15 protein-coding genes and 1 pseudogene are annotated in these 19,692 nt (G+C 69.9%); 7 read left to right on the top strand and 9 right to left on the bottom strand.

The window, feature by feature from the left end:
- Positions 1-14 precede the first annotated feature (14 nt).
- Positions 15-608, top strand: coding sequence for a TetR/AcrR family transcriptional regulator (locus tag ACWEKS_RS24175; protein WP_452342162.1), 594 nt, complete (start codon positions 15-17; stop codon positions 606-608).
- Positions 609-914: 306 nt separating this feature from the next.
- Here the strand turns inward: ACWEKS_RS24175 and ACWEKS_RS24170 are convergent, their stop codons facing one another.
- From ACWEKS_RS24170 to ACWEKS_RS24160, 3 genes are read right to left on the bottom strand one after another with little or no spacing between them, the layout of a single operon-like run.
- On the bottom strand, positions 915-2,816 hold the full coding sequence (locus ACWEKS_RS24170; RefSeq protein ID WP_452342161.1) for an alkyl/aryl-sulfatase: 1,902 nt from the start codon (positions 2,814-2,816) through the stop codon (positions 915-917).
- On the bottom strand, positions 2,813-3,184 hold the full coding sequence (locus ACWEKS_RS24165; protein ID WP_452342160.1) for a DUF202 domain-containing protein: 372 nt from the start codon (positions 3,182-3,184) through the stop codon (positions 2,813-2,815). Before ACWEKS_RS24165 ends, ACWEKS_RS24170 begins: the two co-directional genes overlap by 4 nt.
- Positions 3,181-3,543, bottom strand: coding sequence for a YidH family protein (locus tag ACWEKS_RS24160; RefSeq protein ID WP_354832051.1), 363 nt, complete (start codon positions 3,541-3,543; stop codon positions 3,181-3,183). The genes ACWEKS_RS24165 and ACWEKS_RS24160 overlap by 4 nt, the downstream gene beginning before the upstream one ends.
- A gap of 219 nt (positions 3,544-3,762) precedes the next feature.
- Between ACWEKS_RS24160 and ACWEKS_RS24155 the strand changes: the two are divergent.
- Positions 3,763-4,011 (top strand): annotated as a pseudogene (locus tag ACWEKS_RS24155) (acyl-CoA dehydrogenase family protein); the annotation flags it as partial.
- Between the two features lies 1 nt (position 4,012).
- Here the strand turns inward: ACWEKS_RS24155 and ACWEKS_RS24150 are convergent.
- Both ACWEKS_RS24150 and ACWEKS_RS24145 read right to left on the bottom strand, forming a co-directional pair.
- Positions 4,013-4,654 (bottom strand): response regulator, encoded by a 642-nt coding sequence (locus ACWEKS_RS24150; protein ID WP_452342159.1) that lies wholly within the window; start codon positions 4,652-4,654, stop codon positions 4,013-4,015.
- Positions 4,651-5,826 carry a sensor histidine kinase gene (locus ACWEKS_RS24145; RefSeq protein WP_452342158.1) on the bottom strand — a complete coding sequence of 392 codons (1,176 nt, stop codon included), beginning with the start codon at positions 5,824-5,826 and terminating at the stop codon, positions 4,651-4,653. The genes ACWEKS_RS24150 and ACWEKS_RS24145 overlap by 4 nt, the downstream gene beginning before the upstream one ends.
- A 231-nt stretch (positions 5,827-6,057) precedes the next feature.
- Here ACWEKS_RS24145 and ACWEKS_RS24140 point away from each other — a divergent pair, with 231 nt between their 5' ends.
- The 5 genes from ACWEKS_RS24140 (at position 6,058) to ACWEKS_RS24120 (ending at position 15,795) form a co-directional block, all read left to right on the top strand.
- Entirely contained in the window at positions 6,058-6,630 is a 573-nt protein-coding gene (locus tag ACWEKS_RS24140) for a GlcG/HbpS family heme-binding protein (protein WP_452342157.1), read from the top strand.
- A gap of 197 nt (positions 6,631-6,827) precedes the next feature.
- Positions 6,828-8,378: a TIGR02677 family protein gene (locus ACWEKS_RS24135; protein WP_452342206.1), complete on the top strand. Its 1,551-nt coding sequence runs from the start codon at positions 6,828-6,830 to the stop codon at positions 8,376-8,378.
- On the top strand, positions 8,378-9,796 hold the full coding sequence (locus ACWEKS_RS24130) for a TIGR02678 family protein (protein WP_452342156.1): 1,419 nt from the start codon (positions 8,378-8,380) through the stop codon (positions 9,794-9,796). Before ACWEKS_RS24135 ends, ACWEKS_RS24130 begins: the two co-directional genes overlap by 1 nt.
- Complete coding sequence (locus ACWEKS_RS24125) at positions 9,796-14,262, top strand: SbcC/MukB-like Walker B domain-containing protein (RefSeq protein WP_452342155.1); 4,467 nt, start codon at positions 9,796-9,798, stop codon at positions 14,260-14,262. The genes ACWEKS_RS24130 and ACWEKS_RS24125 overlap by 1 nt, the downstream gene beginning before the upstream one ends.
- Before the next feature lie 339 nt (positions 14,263-14,601).
- On the top strand, positions 14,602-15,795 hold the full coding sequence (locus tag ACWEKS_RS24120) for a hypothetical protein (protein ID WP_452342154.1): 1,194 nt from the start codon (positions 14,602-14,604) through the stop codon (positions 15,793-15,795).
- 499 nt (positions 15,796-16,294) lie between these two features.
- Here the strand turns inward: ACWEKS_RS24120 and ACWEKS_RS24115 are convergent, their stop codons facing one another.
- The 4 genes from ACWEKS_RS24115 to ACWEKS_RS24100 all read right to left on the bottom strand — a co-directional run bounded on the left by ACWEKS_RS24115 (position 16,295) and on the right by ACWEKS_RS24100 (position 19,454).
- Positions 16,295-16,567: a hypothetical protein gene (locus tag ACWEKS_RS24115; RefSeq protein ID WP_379386021.1), complete on the bottom strand. Its 273-nt coding sequence runs from the start codon at positions 16,565-16,567 to the stop codon at positions 16,295-16,297.
- 211 nt (positions 16,568-16,778) lie between these two features.
- Positions 16,779-18,176, bottom strand: a complete 1,398-nt coding sequence (locus ACWEKS_RS24110) for a metallophosphoesterase family protein (RefSeq protein ID WP_452342153.1) — start codon at positions 18,174-18,176, stop codon at positions 16,779-16,781.
- Between the two features lie 126 nt (positions 18,177-18,302).
- A complete protein-coding gene (cynS, locus tag ACWEKS_RS24105) occupies positions 18,303-18,773 on the bottom strand; it encodes a cyanase (RefSeq protein WP_364618095.1) in 471 nt (156 codons plus the stop codon).
- A 72-nt stretch (positions 18,774-18,845) separates the two neighbouring features.
- Positions 18,846-19,454, bottom strand: a complete 609-nt coding sequence (locus tag ACWEKS_RS24100; RefSeq protein WP_452342152.1) for a carbonic anhydrase — start codon at positions 19,452-19,454, stop codon at positions 18,846-18,848.
- Between the last annotated feature and the right edge of the window lie 238 nt (positions 19,455-19,692).

Below are 19,692 nucleotides of genomic sequence, written 5' to 3'. Positions count from 1 at the left end.
ATCGGATTCTCGTCATGAGCGAGGGCAAAGGCGAAGGCCCACGGCGGCGACGCAACCCGGAACAGACCCGCAGAGCGATCATCGAGGGCCTGCTGTCGGCGGTCCACGACGGCGAGTTCGACCCCACCACCCGCAGCATCGCCGAGCGCGCCGGCGTGTCGGAACGCAGTATCTTCGTGCACTTCCCGACCCGGACAGCGCTGATCACCGCAGCGGTGGATCAGCAGTCCGAGCAGGTCGAGGCGCTACTGGCCGAGATCGACCCGGAACTGCCACTGGCCCAGCGCATCGAAGCGGTGGTGCGCCAGAGCGAGGCCATCTTCACGCTGCAGCGCGAGCCCCGGGTGCTCGGGCTCATCGAATCCCTGCGCACCCCGGCGGTGGACACCCGGATGCGGTTGACCGACAAGCGGATTCGGGACGCGCTCACCCGCGCCTTCGCACCGGAACTGGACTACGCCGAGGGCGAGCAGCTACTCGATCTCGTCGACGCCACCGTGGGCTGGCCGTACCGCCACCACCTGATGGACCGGCGCGGCCTGTCCACACGCGCCGCCTCCGAGGCGGTCGGCCGCGCGCTCACCGCCATGCTCACCCACGAACACTGAACCGGCCGAGCACCATTGGCGACCGCCGTGCCGGGCACGGACCCCCGCCGCACCCGTCGCGGGTGACTCGGGGTCCGGAATTCAGCAAACCCTCACGCATTGCCGCTACGTTGCTGATGACGGCTGATTGCGGGCTGATTCGGCTCACCCGAAACGGGTGAAAGTACGCGCACGAACCGAGAGCACACAATCCTCCAGCCAAGCTTCACCCGCCGCTTCGGGAATTCACGCCCTGCGGCGACAAAACCGATCGAAAAGCAGTGGGGTCCGGCTGGTTTCCCAGCCGGACCCCACTCGTGTCCGCTGCTACGGAGTCACGATGTCGAAGTCCGGGTCGGGCTGGTCGAAGAGGCCCACCAGTTTGGCGAAGGCCTGGACATCACCGTCGATCCTGAGCCGTCCGGCCTGCACGGCCGCCTGTAGGTCCTCGCCCGCGAGCAGCACGCCGATCAGGGTGGGCCGGGTCAGGGTGAAGGTGACGTCGGGGGCCGGCAGTTTGTCACCGTCGCGGCGATCCCAGTGCAACAGCACGCCGTTGCGCAGCTGTAGCCGGACGGTGCGGTTCTCGTCGGTGAAAACCCAGTCGCTGGTGGCCTTTTCGTGCCAGGCCTGGGGACCGTCGAGCCGCAGCGCCATGCCGTCGAAGACCTGGTCCACGGTGAGCGCCGCCATCATGGACGGCGAGCTGGCCTTGGTCGGCGTACCGAACTTGCCATTGCGGAGCTCATAGGCGCCCGAGAGGAAGAAGTTGCGCCACGGGCCGTTCTCCGCGCCGAAGGCGAGCTGTTCGAAGGCGTCGGCCTGCAGCGCCTTGGCGGCCTGGTTGGACGGGTCGGCGAAGATCACGTAGTTGACCGCCTGCACGACCCACCGGTAGTCGCCCTCGTCGAAGGACTTGCGCGCCTTGCGCAGCACCTCGTCCGCGCCGCCCATGAACTCCACGTGCCGCTTGGCCCCTTCGACCGGCGGGTGCTCCCACAGGTGGGCCGGATTGCCGTCGAACCAGCCCATGTACCGCTGATAGATGGCCTTCACATTGTGGCTGACCGACCCGTAGTAGCCGTGCGCGGCCCACGAATCGACCAGCGCCGGAGGCATTTCCATCATCTCGGCGATCTCGCTGCCCACGTAGCCCTGGCTGAGGCGGCGCAGGGTCTGGTCGTGCAGGTAGGCGTACAGGTCGCGCTGCAACTCCAGGTACTCGACCAGCCGCTCGGTGCCCCAGGTGGGCCAGTGGTGCGAGGCGAAGACGACCTCGCTCTCGCGGCCGTACAGGTTGATCGATTCGGTGAGGTAGGTGGACCACACGTGCGGGTCACGCACCAGCGCTCCGCGCAGCGTCAGCAGGTTGTGCAGCGTGTGGGTCGCGTTCTCCGCCATGCAGAGTGCGCGGAAGTCCGGGAAGTGGAAGTTCATCTCCGACGGCGCCTCGGTGCCGGGGGTGATCTGGAAGACGATGCGCACGCCGTCGATCGTCTGCTCCTGCCCGGTGTGGGTGATGTCGAGGGTTGGAGCGATCAGCGTGACACTGCCTGTCGAGGTGGTCTGCCCCAGCCCCGCACCGACCTGGCCCTTCGGACCGCGGGGCAGCGCGGCACCGTACATGTAGGCTGCACGCCGGGCCATGGCGGTGCCCGCGTAGACGTTCTCGGCGACAGCGTGTTCCAGGAATCCGGCCGGCGCCACCACCGGCACCCGCCCGGACTCGGCGTCCTCCACGGTCATCACACCCATCGCACCGCCGAAATGATCAACGTGCGAATGGGTGTAGATCATGCCCGTCACCGGCTTCCGGCCGCGATGCGCGAAATACAGGTCCATCCCCGCCTTCGCGGTCTCGGCCGAGATCAACGGGTCGATGACGATGACACCGGTGTCGCCCTCGATGATCGTCATATTCGACAGATCCAGGCCGCGGATCTGGTAGATGCCCGGAACCACCTCGTACAGGCCCTGTTTCACCACCAGGCCCGACTGCCGCCACAGCGACGGGTGCACCGAGTTGGGGCAGGAGCCCTGCAGGAAGCTGTAGGAGTCGCCGTCCCAGACCACAGTCCCCTTGTCGTCCTTGACGATTCCGGGTTCCAGCTCGGCGATGAAGCCGCGGTCGGCGTCCTGCTGGTCGGCGGTGTTGTCGAACGGAAGCTCTTTCAGGGCACGCTGGTTCTGCTCGATGATGAACGGGCTCGGTTCGGTGACCGCACTCACTGTCCGCCTCCTGTAACTGCCGGGATCTCCGACGTCGATGGGATCGAAAAGGCTTGCCGCTTACCGGGATCGGTGAGACCGATGATGAGCGCCACCCCGCACACCACCAGCACCGCGACCGTCGCGATGGCGATGACCCGCTGCCCGTGCGCCCAGTGCCCGTGGTGCAGTGAGTTGTTGCGCAGGACGCTGAGCCCCGCGACGAACATGAGTCCGACCGCCGCGAGGGCGGGCGCGATGGCCGCCGGATGCCAGCCGCTGGTCGCCGCATGATTGACGAACAGCACCCCGGTCCCCATCGCGGCGATCGCGGTGCGCCGCCAGGCCAGTGCGGTGCGCTCGGCGGGATAGGTGGGCGGCGCGGTCACGGCCACACCGTCGCGATCGCCGCGAAGATGGAGACGATCGCGATGCCACCCGCGAGAATCGGGACGAGCATCGTGTTCCCCAGCGGCTCACCGCGCACCATCCGGTCCTGGACATCGCGCCAGTGCGTGTACGCGCCGGCGGCCAGCACGACCGCCAACACGATGCAGCTGAGCGAGAGCAGCCGCCGCACCCCGGCGTGATGGAACGGCTGCACCAGCGTGTGCACCGCGACACCGGCGGCCAGCAGACCGAGCGCGGTGCGGATCCACGCGAGGAAGGTTCGTTCGTTCGCCAGGGTGAACCGGTAGTCGAGCTCCGGGTGTTCCGTGTCGCCGCTGTCCTGGGGTTGGTTCTCCACTGCTACCACCTGTCCGGTGTCGCGATCGCGGTCCGACTACAGCAAATGATCAGCAAGAGCGATCATTCCATGAAATCGGCGACAGTTCGATACTCGACGGGCACGGCGAGTGACGCAACCGAACCCGGCTATGACGACTGGGCGGGCGAATGACCGGCGATGTGACGGCCGGCCTGGCCCGATTCCTGTCCGAGGACCTCGGCCGCGCGGTGACCGCTAGGCCCGTTCACGCAGTCGGCCCAGGTGTCCATGTGCAACTACTGGTCCAACCGGCTGTGCTGTGAAGCGGCCGATCGCGCTATGCAGATTCACGGTGGGCTCGGCTGTTCCCGCCACACACCGTTCGAGCACATCTACCGGCATCACCGGCGTTATCGAATCACCGAGGGCAGCGAGGTGATTCAGATGCGGCGCGTGGCAGGATACCTCTTCGGTTTCATGCAGCAGGCTGCGCCCAAGTGGCTGTGACTCACTTCAGGAGCCGTTGCTCGTTCGCGACGGCGACTGCCGCGGCGCGATTGTCGACGCCCAGCTTGTCGTAGATTCGCCCCAGGTGCGTCTTCACGGTCGCCTCGCTGACATGCAGTGCCCGGGCGATTTCCCGATTCCCCAGCCCCTGCGACAGCTGGCCGAGAATATCCAGTTCCCGGGCCGTCAACGCGGGCTGCGGGTTTCGCATGCGGTTGAGCACCCGGTCCGCGATGGGCGGGGACAGTGCCGTACGCCCTTGCGCGGCCGCGTGAATCGCCGCGAACAGCTCCTCGGGGCGTTCGGCCTTGAGCAGGTAGCCCGTCGCGCCGGCGGCGATGGCGCGCGTGATGTCGGCGTCGGTGTCGTAGGTGGTGAGCACCAGCACGTGCGGGGTCGCACCAGCGCCCGCGGTGATGCGGCGGGTGGCTTCGATGCCGTCCATGTCACCACCGAGCTGGAGATCCATCAGCACGACGTCCGGCTGCAGACGCTCGGCGAGGGCGACCACCTCCGGGCCGCTGCCCGCTTCGCCGACGACGTCGATGTCGGGTGTGCTGCCCAGCAGGGCGCGCAGGCCGGCGCGGACGACCGCGTGGTCGTCGCAGATCACCAGGCGGACAGTGGTTTCGGCTTCGGTCACGACCGCTCCAGGGGGACTTCGGCGGAGACGACGGTGCCGTCTCCGGGCGCCGATTCGACGGTGAGGGTGCCGCCCAGCTGGCGCAGGCGGGCACGCATGGCGGGCAGGCCGTGGCCGCGGTCGGCGGTGGTGGCGGTCTCGGCGGGGTCGAAACCCCGTCCGTCGTCGGCGATGTCGAGGACGAGCCGGTCACCGAGGTCGGTCAGGGTGATGGTGACCGCGGTCGCGGCCGCATGCTCGCGCGCATTCGCCAACGCCCCCTGCGCGATTCGCAGGACCGCCGCCGCCACGCCCGCGGGCAGCCCCACCGGCGCGCCCTCCACGTGGATGCGCACGCTGAGCGAGTCGCCGCTCTCCCGTTCGGCCATCGCCTCCAGCGCCGCGACCAGCGACCCGCCCGCGGCCAGATCCGTGGGCGCGAGGTCGTGCACGAAGCGGCGCGCCTCGGCGAGGTTGTATTCCGCGACGGCTGTCGCGCTGCGCACGTGCTCGCGGGCCCGGTCCGGTTCGCTGTCCCAGATCCGGTCGGCCGCCTGCAGCAGCATGCGCTGGCTCGAAAGTCCTTGGGCCAGGGTGTCGTGGATCTCCATGGCGAGACGCTGCCGTTCGGCGAGGGTGCCTTCGCGGCGTTCGGTGGCCGCGAGTTCCCGGCGGGTGGCGCGCAGGTCGTCGATGAGTGCGGCCTGCCGTTCGGTCTGACGGATCAGGCCGACGAACAGCGCGGTGCTCAGGGCGGCGACGGCGGGCGGGGCCAGCAGCAGGTTGGGGTCGGCCCAGCCCGCGAGCTTCAACTGAGCGAAGACGACGAGCGCGGTCAGCCCTGCGACCAGCCCGAGGGCGACACGCAGCGGGAGGATCCGCAGGCCGGTGTAGAGCAGCGGCACCGCGCACCACGCGAAACTCGGTGCGAGGACGACCAATACCGCCCACGCGGTCACCAGCAGCGCGAACAGCAGCACACGACGGGAGGCGCGCAGTTCGCTCAGCACATAGAACACGGCCAGTCCGAGCGAGAGTCCGATCACCCACGGCATGCGCGCACTGTCGGGATGGCGGAGCACGAACCGCAGCATCGACGCAGCCAGCAGGACGTAGAAAGCGCTGTGCACGATGGTGCCCAGCAACCGGGTGTCGTCACGGGGCTGCGCGCCCACCTGGTCCGGAGACGGCATACGGGCACCTCCTCGGCGGCAGCGACGTGGGCGAACACTCGGTGACATGGACAAACACCCTCATTCTGCCGTGCCCATCCGCTCCCGGGGTCATCCGATCGGTTGATACGGGGATCAGCCGGACCGCGCGCGAATTCCCAGCCGCTGCGCCGATGTGCCCGGCCGGCCTGGGCAGCACGCTGGAATGCGAACAGAGCGAACAGCTTTCACCCGAGATCCGTGGAGGACATCATGACCACCCCGCAGCAGTCCAGCTCCAACCGCAAGCGCCTCGTCATCGGCGGCGCGGCCGCGGCGGTCGTGGCCGCCGGGGTGATCGGCGTGGTGTCGGTGAACGCACAGGATCCGGATCCGGGCAGCAAGGCCCCGGTGGCGGCCGATGTCGCCAATGCGAACCTGCAGCAGAGCACCCATCTGACCATCGCCGCCGCCACCAGGGCCGCGCAGGCCGCGCTGGATGCGGCGGTGAAGGAGAACCAGCACGTGACGGTCGCCGTGGTGGATCGCGACGGCAATACCGTCGTCACGTTGCGCGGCGATGGCGCCGGGCCGCAGTCCTACTCGTCCGCGCAGCAGAAGGCGTTCACCGCGGTCTCCTGGAACGCGCCGACCTCGCAGCTGGCCAAGCGCCTCGACAGTGCGCCGCATCTGGCCGACATCCAGGGCACCCTGTTCCTCGCGGGCGGCGCCCCGGTGGCCGCCAAGGGTGGCGCGCCGATCGCGGGCATCGGAGTCGCGGGTGCGCCGAGCGGTGATCAGGACGAAAAGTTCGCGCAGGCGGGCGTGGCCGCGCTCGGTAACTGACCGCCGATCGCGAACCCGGAATCGGCCGCCGGGGGGCCGGATCGGGCGCGCCGACACTCGGCACGATTCCGAACCGGTCGGGAGGGAGTACTAACCTTCTCCCGGTGACCGAGTCCGCTGACGGATTGCTGCCCGACCCGAGGGGGGTCGGGTCCGAGGAGATTCCAAGCGCGGAGAGGCGGAGCGACGCCGACCGGCTGCGTCTGTTCTCCTTCGCCACCGCCGAGAAACGGGCCGATTACCTGTGGGTGTTGCGGGCCTTCGACACCGCCCGCGCCGCCTACGTGGTGCTGTTGCACGCCTCCGACGTCGCCGACTCGCTCGATCGTTGCCCGGGCGCGCCCGCGCTGACCGCCACCGAGGTGGGTCCGCTGCTGGAGCAGCTGCACCAGTGGGGTGTGCTGGAACGCAGTTACGACGGGACCCGGGCGGCGACGCTGGCCGAGTATCGGAACCGGCATTTCGTCTATCAGTTCTCACAGGCGGGTTATCAGGCATATCGGGCGGTTTCGGATGTGCTGGAGGCGCGGCTCGACGAGGCCGCGCTCTCACGGCTGGTGCTGCCGGAGCTGCTGGCGGATCTGCACACCCTCGCCGAGGCCAACAAGAGCGCGGACGCGCCGCGCGTCTACCGGGTACTGAACCGGCTGGACCGGGCGCTGTCGGATCTGGCCGAGCGGGCGGCGCACTTCTATCTCACGCTCGGCGATCTGGTGCGGACCACCGAGGCCACCCCCGAAGCCTTCCTCGCGCACAAGGACGCGCTGCTGGCGCACATGCGCGAATTCTCCATGGACCTGGCGCGTTTCGCGCCGCGGCTGGCCGCCGCCATCCGCGAGGTGGAGGGCACCGGGGTCGCGGATCTCATCGAGCGCGCGGCCCGCTGCGACGAGCGGGTGCTGCTGGATACCGCTGAGCGCCAAGCGGATTGGCGGGCGCGCTGGCAGGGGCTGCGGGGCTGGTTCATCAGTGACGACGAGGGCGGGCTCACCGAATGCGAGCGGCTGCGCGAAGCGACCATGAGCGCCATCGCGGCCGTGCTCTCACTGCTGCGACGAGTCACCGAGACACGTAAGGGCGGAGTCAGCCGGGAATCGGCGCTGCGACACCTCGCCGGATGGTTCACCGCCGCCCCGACCGCCGAGGCCGCGCATGCGCTGTACGACGCCGTCTTCGGATTGGGCCGTCCCCGCCATCTGGCCATGCAGCACCCGGACGCCGACGTGATTCCGGCCATCCGATCCTGGTGGGACGCACCACCTTTGGAGATCGCCCGCACCCTCGCCGAGACCGGGCGGCCGCCGACACCGGGTGCGCCCGCCCGGCTGCAACGCAATGACGCGGGGATTCGCCGCCTGCGCCAGGTACAGCTCGACGCCCAGCGCGCCCGCGCCGAGGCCGCACGCTCGCTGGCCGCCGCAGACCTCTACGACCGGGAGCTCGACGAGGGCGAGACCGAGGTGCTGCTCAAGCTGCTCGACGCCGCGTCCACCGCGTGGGTGCCGGTGAGCGGGCGGGTACCGGGCACCTCTGGTTCCGACAACGGCGTGACACTCACCGTGTCCGAGCACCAGGGGTCCACGCTCGTCCGTACCTCCAAGGGGGTGCTGCACCTCAACAACCGGCGACTCGAGGTTCGCGAGACGGCTGCCCTGCGTGGCCGCAAATCCTCTGCCGCGCAGTCGAATCGGCCGGATCCATCGGTCACGCCCGCGGGCGGGGTTGCCGACGGCGGGGAGGTGGGCTGATGCACGCGCGAAGTATCGATTCGCTGGCGCTGGACAGTTATCAGCGTGCGGCGCGGGTGATCCTGGCCAATCACCTGGTCACCCGCACGTATCCGGATCGCATTGCGCTGCCGCTGCTGCGGCGATGGGCGACGGAGCTGCGGGAGGATCTGGCCGAGCTGTTCGGGTACCGGCTGGAGGTCACCGAGACCACGGCGCGGCTGTTCCCGGTGCTGGATCGCCTCGACGCCGGACGGCCCGCGCGGACCACCGGTGACCGGCTGTTCGATCGCCGCCGCTACGCCTATCTCGCCTTGGCGCTGGCCGCGCTGGGTCGCGCCGGGGATCAGATCACGTTGTCGGAGTTGGCCGATCAGGTCGCCGCCTACACCGAACGGGTGGAGGGCCTGGAGCTCGCGCCGGATCGGGCCGCGGATCGGGATGCGTTCGTCGACGCGGTCGGCTGGCTCGCGGCGCGCGGCGCGGTCACCCTGGCCGACGGCGATGCCGGGGGCTGGGCGAGCGACCCGGAGGCCGGTGAGGCGCTTTACGACATCGACCGATCGGTGGTCTTCGCGCTGTTCCGGCCGCCGCGGGCGCTGCAGCATCTGCAGAGCGTCACCGGACTGCTCGGCGAGGAGGCGGGCGGATCCGATACCCGTTCCCCCGCACTGGCGTTGGCGGCACGCGAGGTCCGGCGGGCCCTGGTCGAGCAGCCCGTGGTCTACGCCGACGAGCTCGACGAGCCGCAGCGCTCGCTGCTGGGGCAGGAGAAGCTGGTCGCCGAGGTCGAGTACCTCACCGGGCTGCGGGCCGAGCGGCGTGCGGAAGGCGTTGCGCTGATCGACAGTTCGGGGCGGCTGTCGGATGTGCGATTCCCGGGCACGGGCACGCTCGCGCAGGTGGCGCTGCTGCTGGCGGGTGAGATCGCGGATCTGGTGCTGGACATCGACAATCCGGTCGAACGCCGGCCGCGGCCGGACCGTCCGCTGCTGGATCTGGTGGAGCAACTCGACACCGCCATCCCGTCGAATACCGTGTTCGCTCCGCTCGCGGATCCGATGGATGTCTTCGGGCCGCACGAGGATCCGGACGTGGAAGCAGCCGAGGCCGAGATCCCCGACTTCCCGTTCCTCGCGTCGTCCTGGATCCGCGACACCGTGCAGATGCTGACCGACCGGTACGGCAACACCTTCGCGGCCCAGTGGCAGGCCGATGTGCCGGGCCTGACCGCCGAGGCGGTCTCGCTGTTGGAGCGGCTGCGGCTGGTGGAGCTGGTCGACGGCGGCCTGCTCATCCTGCCCGCGCTGGCCCGGTACCGGGGCGCGATCGTCACCGTCCGCACCCGCGCGGAGACCGAATTGTTCATCTCCCCCACACAACTCGGCGCGAACGCCGTGCCTGCGGACAGCTCGACAGAGAAGGGATCCGGGAACTGATGGCCGACCACATTCACGGTGGAGTGCGCTTCGTCCCCACCCGGGCGGGCATCATCAACCTCTGGGACTACCGCGACCAGGAGTTCTGCTTCGCCGACGGGCGGCTGGTGCTGCGCGGGCCCAACGGCTCGGGCAAGACCAAGGCCCTCGAGGTGCTGTTCCCGTTCGTGCTGGACGGGCGGATCGAGCCGCGGCGGCTCAATCCGTTCGCGGGTGAAGAGCGCACCATGAAGTCGAACCTGCTGTACCGCAAGCAGGAATCGGCCTACTCGTACGTGTGGATGGAGTTCGCGCGCGGCAGCTGGACCGGGCCGGAGACGGTCACCATCGGCATCGGCATGCGCGCGACCCGCTCCAACGACAAGGTGACCCGGTGGTATTTCGTCGCCGACGGCCGGGTGGGCGTGGACTTCTCGCTGCTGGGCCCCGACGACCGGCCGCTGACCCGCAAGCAGCTGGCCGAGCAGATCGGCTCCGACGCCATCGTGGACCGGCCGGTCGAGTACCGGGCGGCCATCGACGCCCGCATGTTCGGGCTCGGGCAGCAGCGCTACGACCAGCTCATCAATCTGATCCTGACGCTGCGCCGCCCGCAGCTGGCCAAGAACCTGGACCCGCGCGGCCTCTCGCAGGCGCTCACCGATGGCCTGCGCCCGCTGGACGAGCAGCTGATCCTGGACGCCGCCCGCTCCTTCAGCGATATGGAGGAGGTCGGGCGCACCCTCGAGGGCCTGGTCCAGGCCGACACCGCGACCCGCGATTTCGTCAACGTCTACCGCAAATACCTTGCCGTACAGGCGAAGACGGATATCGACCAGGTACGGGTGCGCCTGGACGCGGTCACCCACTCCAGCACCGCCCTGCACGCGGCCGCCGCCCTGCGCAAGCGCCGCGACACCGAGCGCGCGGCGGCCGAGACCCGCGCCGAGGACGCCGACCGCGCCTACGAGCAGGCCCTCGCCGACCGGGAAACCCTCCAGCGTTCCAGCGCTTACGAGGGCAAGCAGCAGCTCGACGATCTCGCCGGCGCCGTCCGCCGGCTGGAAACCTCCGCCGCCGTGCAGAGCGACAAGGCCCTCAAGTCCCGTCAGACCGTGGACCAGCGGCTCGAGGAATCCGAACGCGCCCAGGCCGCCGTCACCAACGCCGCCTTCGCGCTGTCCCGCGGCGAGGACGAACTCCGTTCCGCCGCAGCGGAAGCCGGCATCGGCTGGTCGGCCCTGCCCGAATCGGCCCGCGCCGAGCACCTCACCACCACCGTCCGCTCCCACGCCGAGGAGCGCGACGCCGACGTCCGCGCCGTCCGCCGCGCCCTCACCCTGGTCGACCAGGCCGTCACCGAACGCACCCGGGCCGAACGCGCCGCACAGCGCGCGGCGGAGCTGCGCGAATCCGCGGCCGCCGAGCTGGCCGAGGCCGAAGCCGGAGTGGCCCTGGCCCGGTCGAACACCGCTGTGTCCCTGCGCGACTGGTGGGACTCGCACCGCGCCGTGTATGCGCCGATTCGCAACGGCCTGTTCGAGGCGCTCGACGGCGCCTTCGGGCACGTCGGCACCGAGCACGCCCCGCGCCCGGCCAGCGGCGGCAAGAAGGCCGCGATGGGGGCCGGGTCTCGCACCGGTGTCGACTCGGCGGCCCAGGACGGGACCGGAAAGGCGGGCGGAAAGCGTTCGGCGACAGGACCGGATGGCGGCGGACCCGTCGACACGGCTGCGACCGGCCCGGGACCGGTCGACGCGTTCGACGACGGCTCGGTTCCGGCCACACCGGCCGAAGTGCTCACCGAACGCACCGAACCGCTCACCGAGGAGATCCGGGCGCGGCGGCAGGAGTCACGGGCGCGGGCGGCCCAGGCGACCGCACGGGCGGGCGAACTGCGCGCCGAGCGGGAGCGGGTCGCGGCCGAACGCGACGACGCGCCACCGGCTTTCGCCGCGCGCACCGATGCGCGACCCGATCGGGCCGGCGCGCCGCTGTGGCGATTGGTGCGTTTCGCCGACGGCGTCGGTGCGCACGAGGCAGCGGGGATCGAGGCTGCGCTCCAGGCCGCCAACCTGCTCGACGCCTGGGTGTGCGCGGATGCCGAACTGCCGGACCATGCTTCGGACCAGTTCCTGACGCCGCTGCCGCAGCAGTTGCGCCCCACCGGCCGGACACTGGCCGATGTGCTTGTCGTCGAAGATGATTCGGGCACGCTGACCGTGCCGCGCGAGATCGTCTCCGGCATTCTGGCATCCATCGCGCTGCACGAGGTCGCCGGCTCGGTCACGGCCGCCGGCGCGGATGGCAAGGGGCGCACTGTCACCGGGGCCGAGGCACAGCCTGTCGGCGCGGAGGGGCAGCTCACCATCGCCACCGACGGCCGGTTCCGGCAGGGGGTGCAGGTCGGCCGGCACGTCAAGGCCGACGCCGAGTTCATCGGCACCACCGCCCGCGCGCGCCGGCGCGAGTTGCGGCTGGCTGAGCTGGCCGCTGCCATCGAAACGGCTGTGGGCGAGGCCGATACCGCCGCAGCCGACGAACAGGCCGCCACCGCGGAGCTGGGGCGGATTTCGGCGGCGGCCAAGGCGCTGCCGCGGACCACGGCGGTCACCGCCGCGCTGCGGAGCGTCGCCGAGGCGGCGGGCATGCTGCGCTCGCGCTCGGAGGCGGCGGGCCAGGCCGAGCGGGATCTGGATCAGGCCGTGGCGGAATACACCAACGCGGACAAGAAGGTTCGGGCCATCGCGGCCGATCATCGTGCGCCGCGCGATCCAGCCGAGCTGGATGCGCTGGCGGCCGCTGTCCGCCATTTCGAGAACGCCGGGACGGGGCTGCTGCGCTTGCGCGGCGATCATCAGCGCGAGCACGAGCGGGCCCGGGAGGCCGGGGACCGGCTCGAGGAAGCCAAGGACCTGGCCGAGGCATTCGCGGAAGAGGCCGAGGCCGCGCGCGCCGGGTACGAGGAGCAGCTGCGCAAGCTGGAGACGCTGCGTGAGGCGCTCGGCGCGGGCGCCGCGGATATCGATCGCGAGCTGGACGCGGCCCGGGAGAAGATCGAGGCGGCGCGCGCGGAGCAGAAGGCCGCCCGCAAGGCCGCGGCCGAGGCCATCGAGGCGGTGGGCACCGCCGAGGGCGCGCACCGCGCCGCCCACGACACACTGGGCACCGCGCTCACCGAATTGCTCGCCGACGTCCGTCATCTGGCCCCGTACGCGCGCCCGGATCTGCTGAGCCTGCTGGGCGCCCCCGTCGACAGCCGCTGGCCCAGCAGCGATGCCGCGTGGTCGACGCCGGAGCAGCTGTTGTACCGGATCGAGAACGGCGATCCGGAGCAGGAGCCCACGGTGCTGCCCGCCGAGGTGTCCGCCCTGTTCGAGAATCTCGCCGCCGCAACCGCTTCGGTGCGTGCGGGCGAGGCGGCCCGCAAGTCGACCCGCAGCGCGGTCACTACCGCCCTGCAGGAGTTCGACGCCGCGCTGACCGCCGCCCGCCAGGACTACCGCCTGCACTGGGATGCCGCCGACGGCCTCACCGTGGTGCAGGTGCACGACGACCACGGCCTCTCCGCGCTGGCCGATTTCGCCGCGCGCATCGGCGCGGCCCGCCGCGACCAGGAGCTGCTGCTCACCGATGCCGAGCGCCGCATCCTGGAGGACGCGCTGCTGACCGGGCTGGCCCAGCAGATCCACGAACGCACCTGCGACGCCCGCGATCTCATCTCCCGCATGGGCGCGGAGATGAGGCAGCGCCGCATGTCCTCCGGCAACACCATCGGGGTGCACTGGGTGCTGGCCGACAATCTCGCCGAGCCGGCCCGCGCGGTCTGCAAGCTCCTGGACCGCGACTCCGCCGAGCTCACCGCCGAGGACCTGTCCACCATCCGCGCCTATTTCGCCGCGGAGATCCGCACCGCACGCGCCGCCCACCCGGAGCGCTCGTTCCCCGAGATCCTCGCGGCCACCCTCGATTACCGCGCCTGGCGCGTCTTCTCGTTCACCATCGTCACCGCAGACGGTGCCGAGGACCGCCTCACCGTCGCCCGGCACAGCGCCCTCTCCGGCGGCGAACAGTCGGTGTCCCTGCACCTTCCGCTCTTCGCCGCCGCCCACGTCATGCTCGATTCGGCCGACCCGCAGGCCCCCCGCCTGCTGGCCCTGGACGAGGCCTTCGCCGGTGTCGACGACAACGGCCGCAGCGAACTCCTGGGCCTGTCCGTCCAATTCGATCTCGACCTCTTCATGACCGGCTACGACCTCTGGATCACCTACCCCCACGTCCCCGCCTGCGCCCACTACGATCTGGCCCACTCCGCCGCCGAGAACACCGTCAGCGCAACGCTGCTGGTCTGGGACTCCGACGATCTCCTGGCCGAACACGACGGCACCGACCTCACCACCGCCCTCGGCTCCCCCAACCGCCGCCGCCTCCCCCACGGCCTGGAAGGCGCGATCCCGATGGACGAGGAACTCGAGACGATCAGCTGACCCCGAGCCCCGCGCCGAATCTCCCACCGTCCGCCCCTCTTTCGATCCTTCGCCCACGCAGCTTCACCTATGCGGGTCGCGGTTCCTGCGCAATGCGACCGGGTCCTATATGGTGGTGCCCGAACTCCGGTCGGCAACCCCTCTGGACAGCCGATCGGACGACGTCTCCGTACTGCCCTGACTCCCACTCAATTCCGCGTGTCGCAGCGCGGCGCGCCGTAAGGATTGGACCATCGGCAAATCAACAGTTTCGCGGTTGGGCGTGTATCGACTAGAAATGTTCTCCGTGCCTACCGGAATCACCTGTCAGCCATCGGGACTCCCTGGACGGGGGACCAATTGACGATCGAACATCCGCGCGAGGACGAGGTCACCCAGCTGGCGCAACGGGTCGAGAAGGCCCGGGGACGGCTGGCTTACCAATACGATCCCGCTCTCACCGATGCGCTGTCGGAGACCGAGCTCGTCGCCGAGCGCGAGCTGGCCGAGCGCATCCGCGAGCAGGAGCGGGCGCAGCGCTGGAAACAGGCCGAGGCCGCGGCATCAGCGGCCGATCGGGCCCGAACGACCACTATAGAGATTGAGAAGGCCGACATTCGCGACTTGCTGCTGGCGCGCAAGGCGATCGCTGCTCAGCGGCGGGAATCGAGCCCGCACGCCAAACTGGCGTCCCTGTACAAGCATCGGGCGTGGAGTCAGCGTGCGCTCGCCGGTGTGGTCGCGGCCGGCATGCTCTGGTCCGCGGTCAACGTGCAGCACAACATCGCCCCGGGCGGGGCGAGCGATCCGCTGTACTGGTTCAGCTACCTGCTCGAAGGCATGATCAGCGTCTGCCTCGTAATCATCATGATCGGCACCAACAAGGTGGCCGAGTGGGGTGTGATCGACAGCCGCCGGCAGGTCGTGGTGGCCGAGTTCGCGCTGCTGGGCCTGACCGTCATGCTCAACACCTACCCGTACCTGAAGAACGGCAGCTGGTATGAAGTGGCCGTGCACGCCATCGCACCGGTGATGATCGGTGTCGCGCTGCTGATCCACAATGCCGCGGCCGGCCGGTACGGTCTGGCCATCGTGCGTGCCACGGACCAGATCCGGGATCTGCCGGACCCGGGCGAACAAATCCGCCGCTCCATGCCCACCGTCGTCTCCTGGCCCGGCCGCCCTTCCCCCTCGGCGGTGCCGACTCCCACCCCGGCCCTTCCCGCGGCTCCCGCTGAGCCCGAGAAGACCGTCGATGCCGAAGCCCAGGTGGTCGAGCCACGACCTGCCCGGGCCGAAAGCCAGTCGGACACCGCGAAACCCGCCGACAAGGAGCGCCGCTCCGCCACCGGCAAGAGCCGCAAGACCGAAGAAGAGGACGAGCGTTCCCCGCTCGCCGATCTCGCCGATCCGGTCCCGCCGCTGAATGTCTATGACACCGGCCAGTTCCGGATCGCCGAGACCCTCGAGCAGGAACTCGCCGAACTGCAGGCCGCCCGCCGCCGCGCCCGCGCCGCGTCGCGCTCCCGCAACGGCAGCTCCCTCGACGACTGACCCCCTTCGCGCCGAATCGGCCGCCGCTGCACCAGCTTCGGCCGATCCGCCCGCCCGCACCCCGGTGACCCGCAGCCAGCGGCACCGGGGTCGCGTCATTTTCCGGACCTGATCCACCACTCCAGCATTTCGTCCGAAATGCGGGACAAATCCGCTCCCGGCGTGCGGGCAGTCCTGAAAGGCCCTGGGGCACTCAGCGCGTACTCGATGAGCTCCTTGGTCGCCCGGGCTTCCTCGATGCGCTGCTCGAGCGTCTGAACGCACTCACGGAGCAGATCCGCAGGCGCCGACCGGGCGCTGGCCCGCTCGTGGTGCGCCACATGGTTTTCGGTGCAGTATCGCGGCGAGCGCCGGTGACGCGACGCGCGCGGTGCCGTCGCTGGTCGTGGCGTCGGGGCTGGTGAAACGACCCGGACGCTCGGTGGCGCAATCGGTCTCGCGGTTGATCGTGGCGGCCGCGAGCGACAGGTCGGATCGCCGGGGCTGGTACCGAACCGACTCAGTGAGCACCCGGGCGGGCGGTATCGGCGGGCACCACTACGGCAGAGCGCGGCTGGGCCGGGGTGCCGGCGTGCTGGAGGTAGCCGAGCCAGCCGGTGCCGACGAAGACGGCCAGCAGTACCGCGGTGGGCAGTTCGAAAATCAGCCAGCTGGTAGCGAATACGACATCTGGGGCAGGTTGGGCGGGGCGCCGGGTGACGCGAACGGGTGGGCGCTGGTGCTGGAGTGTGCCGTGATTCGTACGGTACTGCCCGCCCTGCCTGCCCACCATGCCTCCGTTGCTAGAGAAGTGCCGAACCCAGGATGCCGAACCCGCGGCGCGCGCACAGCGGTGAACGAAGGGACATCGCGATATCCGATCGAGCCTGGGTAGGTCATCCAGGTGGGGTGGCGCGCACTCGCATCAGGCAGTATGCCGAACAGCACGGGAACTGTGGGCGTATTGACCGGACCTACCGGTGCGTCAACCGGTGTGTTGCTGGTCAACTCGCCGAGGGCTCCGCGCACAGGCCGGAGAAATCACGCCGGACGACATGATTGCGATCGACAAAACTGCCCAGTGCGTGATCGGGGTGCATGCCCAGGTACTGGCTGCGGGTGCGCGTGCTCCAGCGTCGCGCCGCCTCGGACCGGGTCTTGCAGAAGTTCACCAGATAGCCGCCCTCGTAGATCCGCACCAGGGTGTACCCGCCCGGATACTCCTTGACCGCGCCCACCTCGAGGAATTCCACACCGATCCCGGAATCGGGGCGGCTCAGCCTATTCCGGTGCGTGTGGCCGCTGTGGTGCAGGAACACCCCGGGCGCGGTGGCGTAGAGCGCGTGCAGCGCGGCCGCGTTGAACCTGTCCAGCACGAAGCCGGGCCCGCCCGGATTGCTCACCGCCGCATGCCTCGTCACCGGGTGGTGACCGAAGATCAGTGTCGGCCGGTCGGGTTCGCCGCGCAGCAGTTCGCGCAGGTGGTCCAGCTGCGCCGGGTCGAGGGTGCCGCCGGCGCCGCGCGCCCGGGTGGTGTCGAGCCCGATGAGCCGCAGGCCACCCACGAAGTATTCGACGAGCCGGTCCCGGGCATGGAACACCTGACCCCAGTGGTCGGTCTCCTCCGGTGGCCGGACATCGTGATTTCCCCTGCACACGAAGTAATCCCGGCCCAGATTGCCCCACTGGTCCAGGCTGTCCCGGACTCCACGCGACTGCTCGGCCGTTCCCGAATCGGTCAGATCGCCCGCGACCACCAGATGGTCCGCCCCGCGATCCGGCAGGCGCAGATCCTCCAGCATGGCCTGCAGCATGAACTCCGGATACTCGTCGGTACTGTGCCGCAGCCCTTCGAAGAATCCCGCGAACAGCCCACTGGCCGGTTCACCGTAGTGCAGGTCGTTGGCCAGGGCGAGGGTCCGCAGCAGCCGCCCCGGCGGCGGCGTCAAGGTGGTGAAAATGCCGGTGGATTCAGGTGTTCCGGACCGTCGCGTCACCAGCGTCCGGGCGGGCACCGCGCGCTGCCCGTCGGAGTACGCCTCGAATCGATAGGCGCGCCCCGGTTCCAGATCCCGGACCTCGGCATAGTGGTACGCCGTTCGCATGCCCTCGAAGACCAGGACACGGGGCACACCGCGCCCGTCGGCGGGAGCGATCCGCAGCTCGGTGTCGGCGGGCGCGGGCCGCAGCCGCCCCGCCCGGTTCCGCGTCCGCGTCGTCCAGGTGATGACGGCCGAATGATCGGTCACCGTCACGACTTCCAGATCCGAGGCCACCACGGCCTCGTGCTGCGCCCGCCGCGCCTGGGCGGCGAACACCGGGCGCGGCGTGCGCACGGCGACGGCCGCCGCCCCGCTCGCCGCATTGGCCAGCCACATGGTCCGAAGTCGTGGTTCCAGCATCACATCTCCGTCCGCCGTGATCCCTCAGCCGCGACGGTACGGTCACCAGTTGAACCGCCAGGTGCCCGGACATGACCGATCAGCTTCCGGTTCCGGACATTCAGGTCATCTCCGGGCGGCTGGGCCTCAGAACGGTTTGGTCGGCAGGTACTTTCCGTCCAGCGTGATGACCGCGCGCTCGCCACCCTCCGGATCGGCGACCTTCTTGACGTCGAGCTTGAAGTTGATGGCGGAGATGATGCCGTCCCCGAACTGCTCGTGCACCAGGGCCTTCAGCGTGGTGCCGTAGACCTGCAGCATCTCGTAGAAGCGGTAGATGGTCGGATCGGTCGGCACGCCACCGGGAATCGAGCCGCGCAGCGGGATGGTCTGCAGCAGCCGGGCGGCGTCGTCGTCGAGCTCGAGCAGTTCGGCCACCGCGAGCGCGGACTTCTCCGGCAGCGGGTGCTGGCCCAGCACCGCGGCGGTGACGAAGGCGACCGACAGGCCGGCCGCGTCGGCGATCTGCTGCCAGGTCAGGTCCTTGGCGATCTTGGCGGCGACGGCGGCATCGGCCAGCGCCTCGCGGGCGGTCGGATCGAACTGTGCGTGCACCATGGCGGTGCCTCCTTTCGGGAAACCGTTTCGCGGACGCGAAATCGGAGGTCGGATTTCGGAGAGAACGGGGAATCAGGCGGCGAGAGTGCTGAACTCGCCCCCGGCACCGAGCGCCTCGACGCGGCCGGTGCCGATGTCGTACACCCAGCCGTGCAGGGTGAGGGTCCGCCGGGACAGCGCCCGGGCCACCGCGGGATGGGTGGCGAGGTTGGCCAGCTGTGCCACCACATTGTGGCGGACCAGCGCGGATACCGCTGCGGCACCGGTGATGTCGGGGTCGACCAGCGCCCGGGCGGCGTCGGCGTGCCCCAGCCAGCCCGCGACCGCGGGCAGGGTCGACAGGTCCTGCCCCTCGGACAGCGCGGTCATGGCGCCGCAGGCCGAGTGCCCGCACACCACGATGTCGGTGACACCGAGGACGCCCACCGCGTACTCGATGCTCGCCACCACACCGTCCGCCGCACCCGGGGTGTGTGGCGGCACCAGGTTGCCGGCGGTGCGGATGACGAAGAGTTCCCCGGCCTCGGCGGAGGTGATCAGTTCCGGCACCACGCGGGCATCGGAGCACCCGACGAACAGCGCGCCCGGCCGGTGATCACCGGCGAGGCGGGCGAACAGCCCGGCCTTGGCGGGGAAGACATCGCGTTGGAACCGCCCGAGACCGGCCGCGAGATTCGGCATGGGAACTCCTCTCCGAGGGTCGACGACCCCTGTGGGCCGACCTGCTCCACCTTGCCTGAGCTGTAGCTATAGTGTCCAAGACTTGATATCGATCATGCCGATTACTGCGATCTATAGCTGGTACGCGACACCCGAACTGCGTCGTCGCTGCCGTCCCCGCGAACTCCGGAGCCGCAATGATTCGCGGGCACAACACAATTGGTGGTCGCAGAGTCGAAAACTGCTGAGAGGGCGGCGG

The organism is Nocardia sp. NPDC004711 (assembly GCF_053601595.1).
This window is presented reverse-complemented; position numbering and strand designations above follow the sequence as displayed.

What these genes read in the sequence shown, in the direction of transcription:
- ACWEKS_RS24175 (WP_452342162.1), top strand. Translation starts at nt 15, where the DNA reads ATGAGCGAGGGCAAAGGCGAAGGCCCACGGCGGCGACGCAACCCGGAA.
- ACWEKS_RS24145 (WP_452342158.1), bottom strand. Translation starts at nt 5,826, where the DNA reads ATGCCGTCTCCGGACCAGGTGGGCGCGCAGCCCCGTGACGACACCCGG.
- ACWEKS_RS24140 (WP_452342157.1), top strand. Translation starts at nt 6,058, where the DNA reads ATGACCACCCCGCAGCAGTCCAGCTCCAACCGCAAGCGCCTCGTCATC.
- ACWEKS_RS24130 (WP_452342156.1), top strand. Translation starts at nt 8,378, where the DNA reads ATGCACGCGCGAAGTATCGATTCGCTGGCGCTGGACAGTTATCAGCGT.
- ACWEKS_RS24125 (WP_452342155.1), top strand. Translation starts at nt 9,796, where the DNA reads ATGGCCGACCACATTCACGGTGGAGTGCGCTTCGTCCCCACCCGGGCG.
- ACWEKS_RS24115 (WP_379386021.1), bottom strand. Translation starts at nt 16,567, where the DNA reads ATGGTGGGCAGGCAGGGCGGGCAGTACCGTACGAATCACGGCACACTC.
- ACWEKS_RS24110 (WP_452342153.1), bottom strand. Translation starts at nt 18,176, where the DNA reads ATGCTGGAACCACGACTTCGGACCATGTGGCTGGCCAATGCGGCGAGC.
- cynS (WP_364618095.1), bottom strand. Translation starts at nt 18,773, where the DNA reads ATGGTGCACGCACAGTTCGATCCGACCGCCCGCGAGGCGCTGGCCGAT.
- ACWEKS_RS24100 (WP_452342152.1), bottom strand. Translation starts at nt 19,454, where the DNA reads ATGCCGAATCTCGCGGCCGGTCTCGGGCGGTTCCAACGCGATGTCTTC.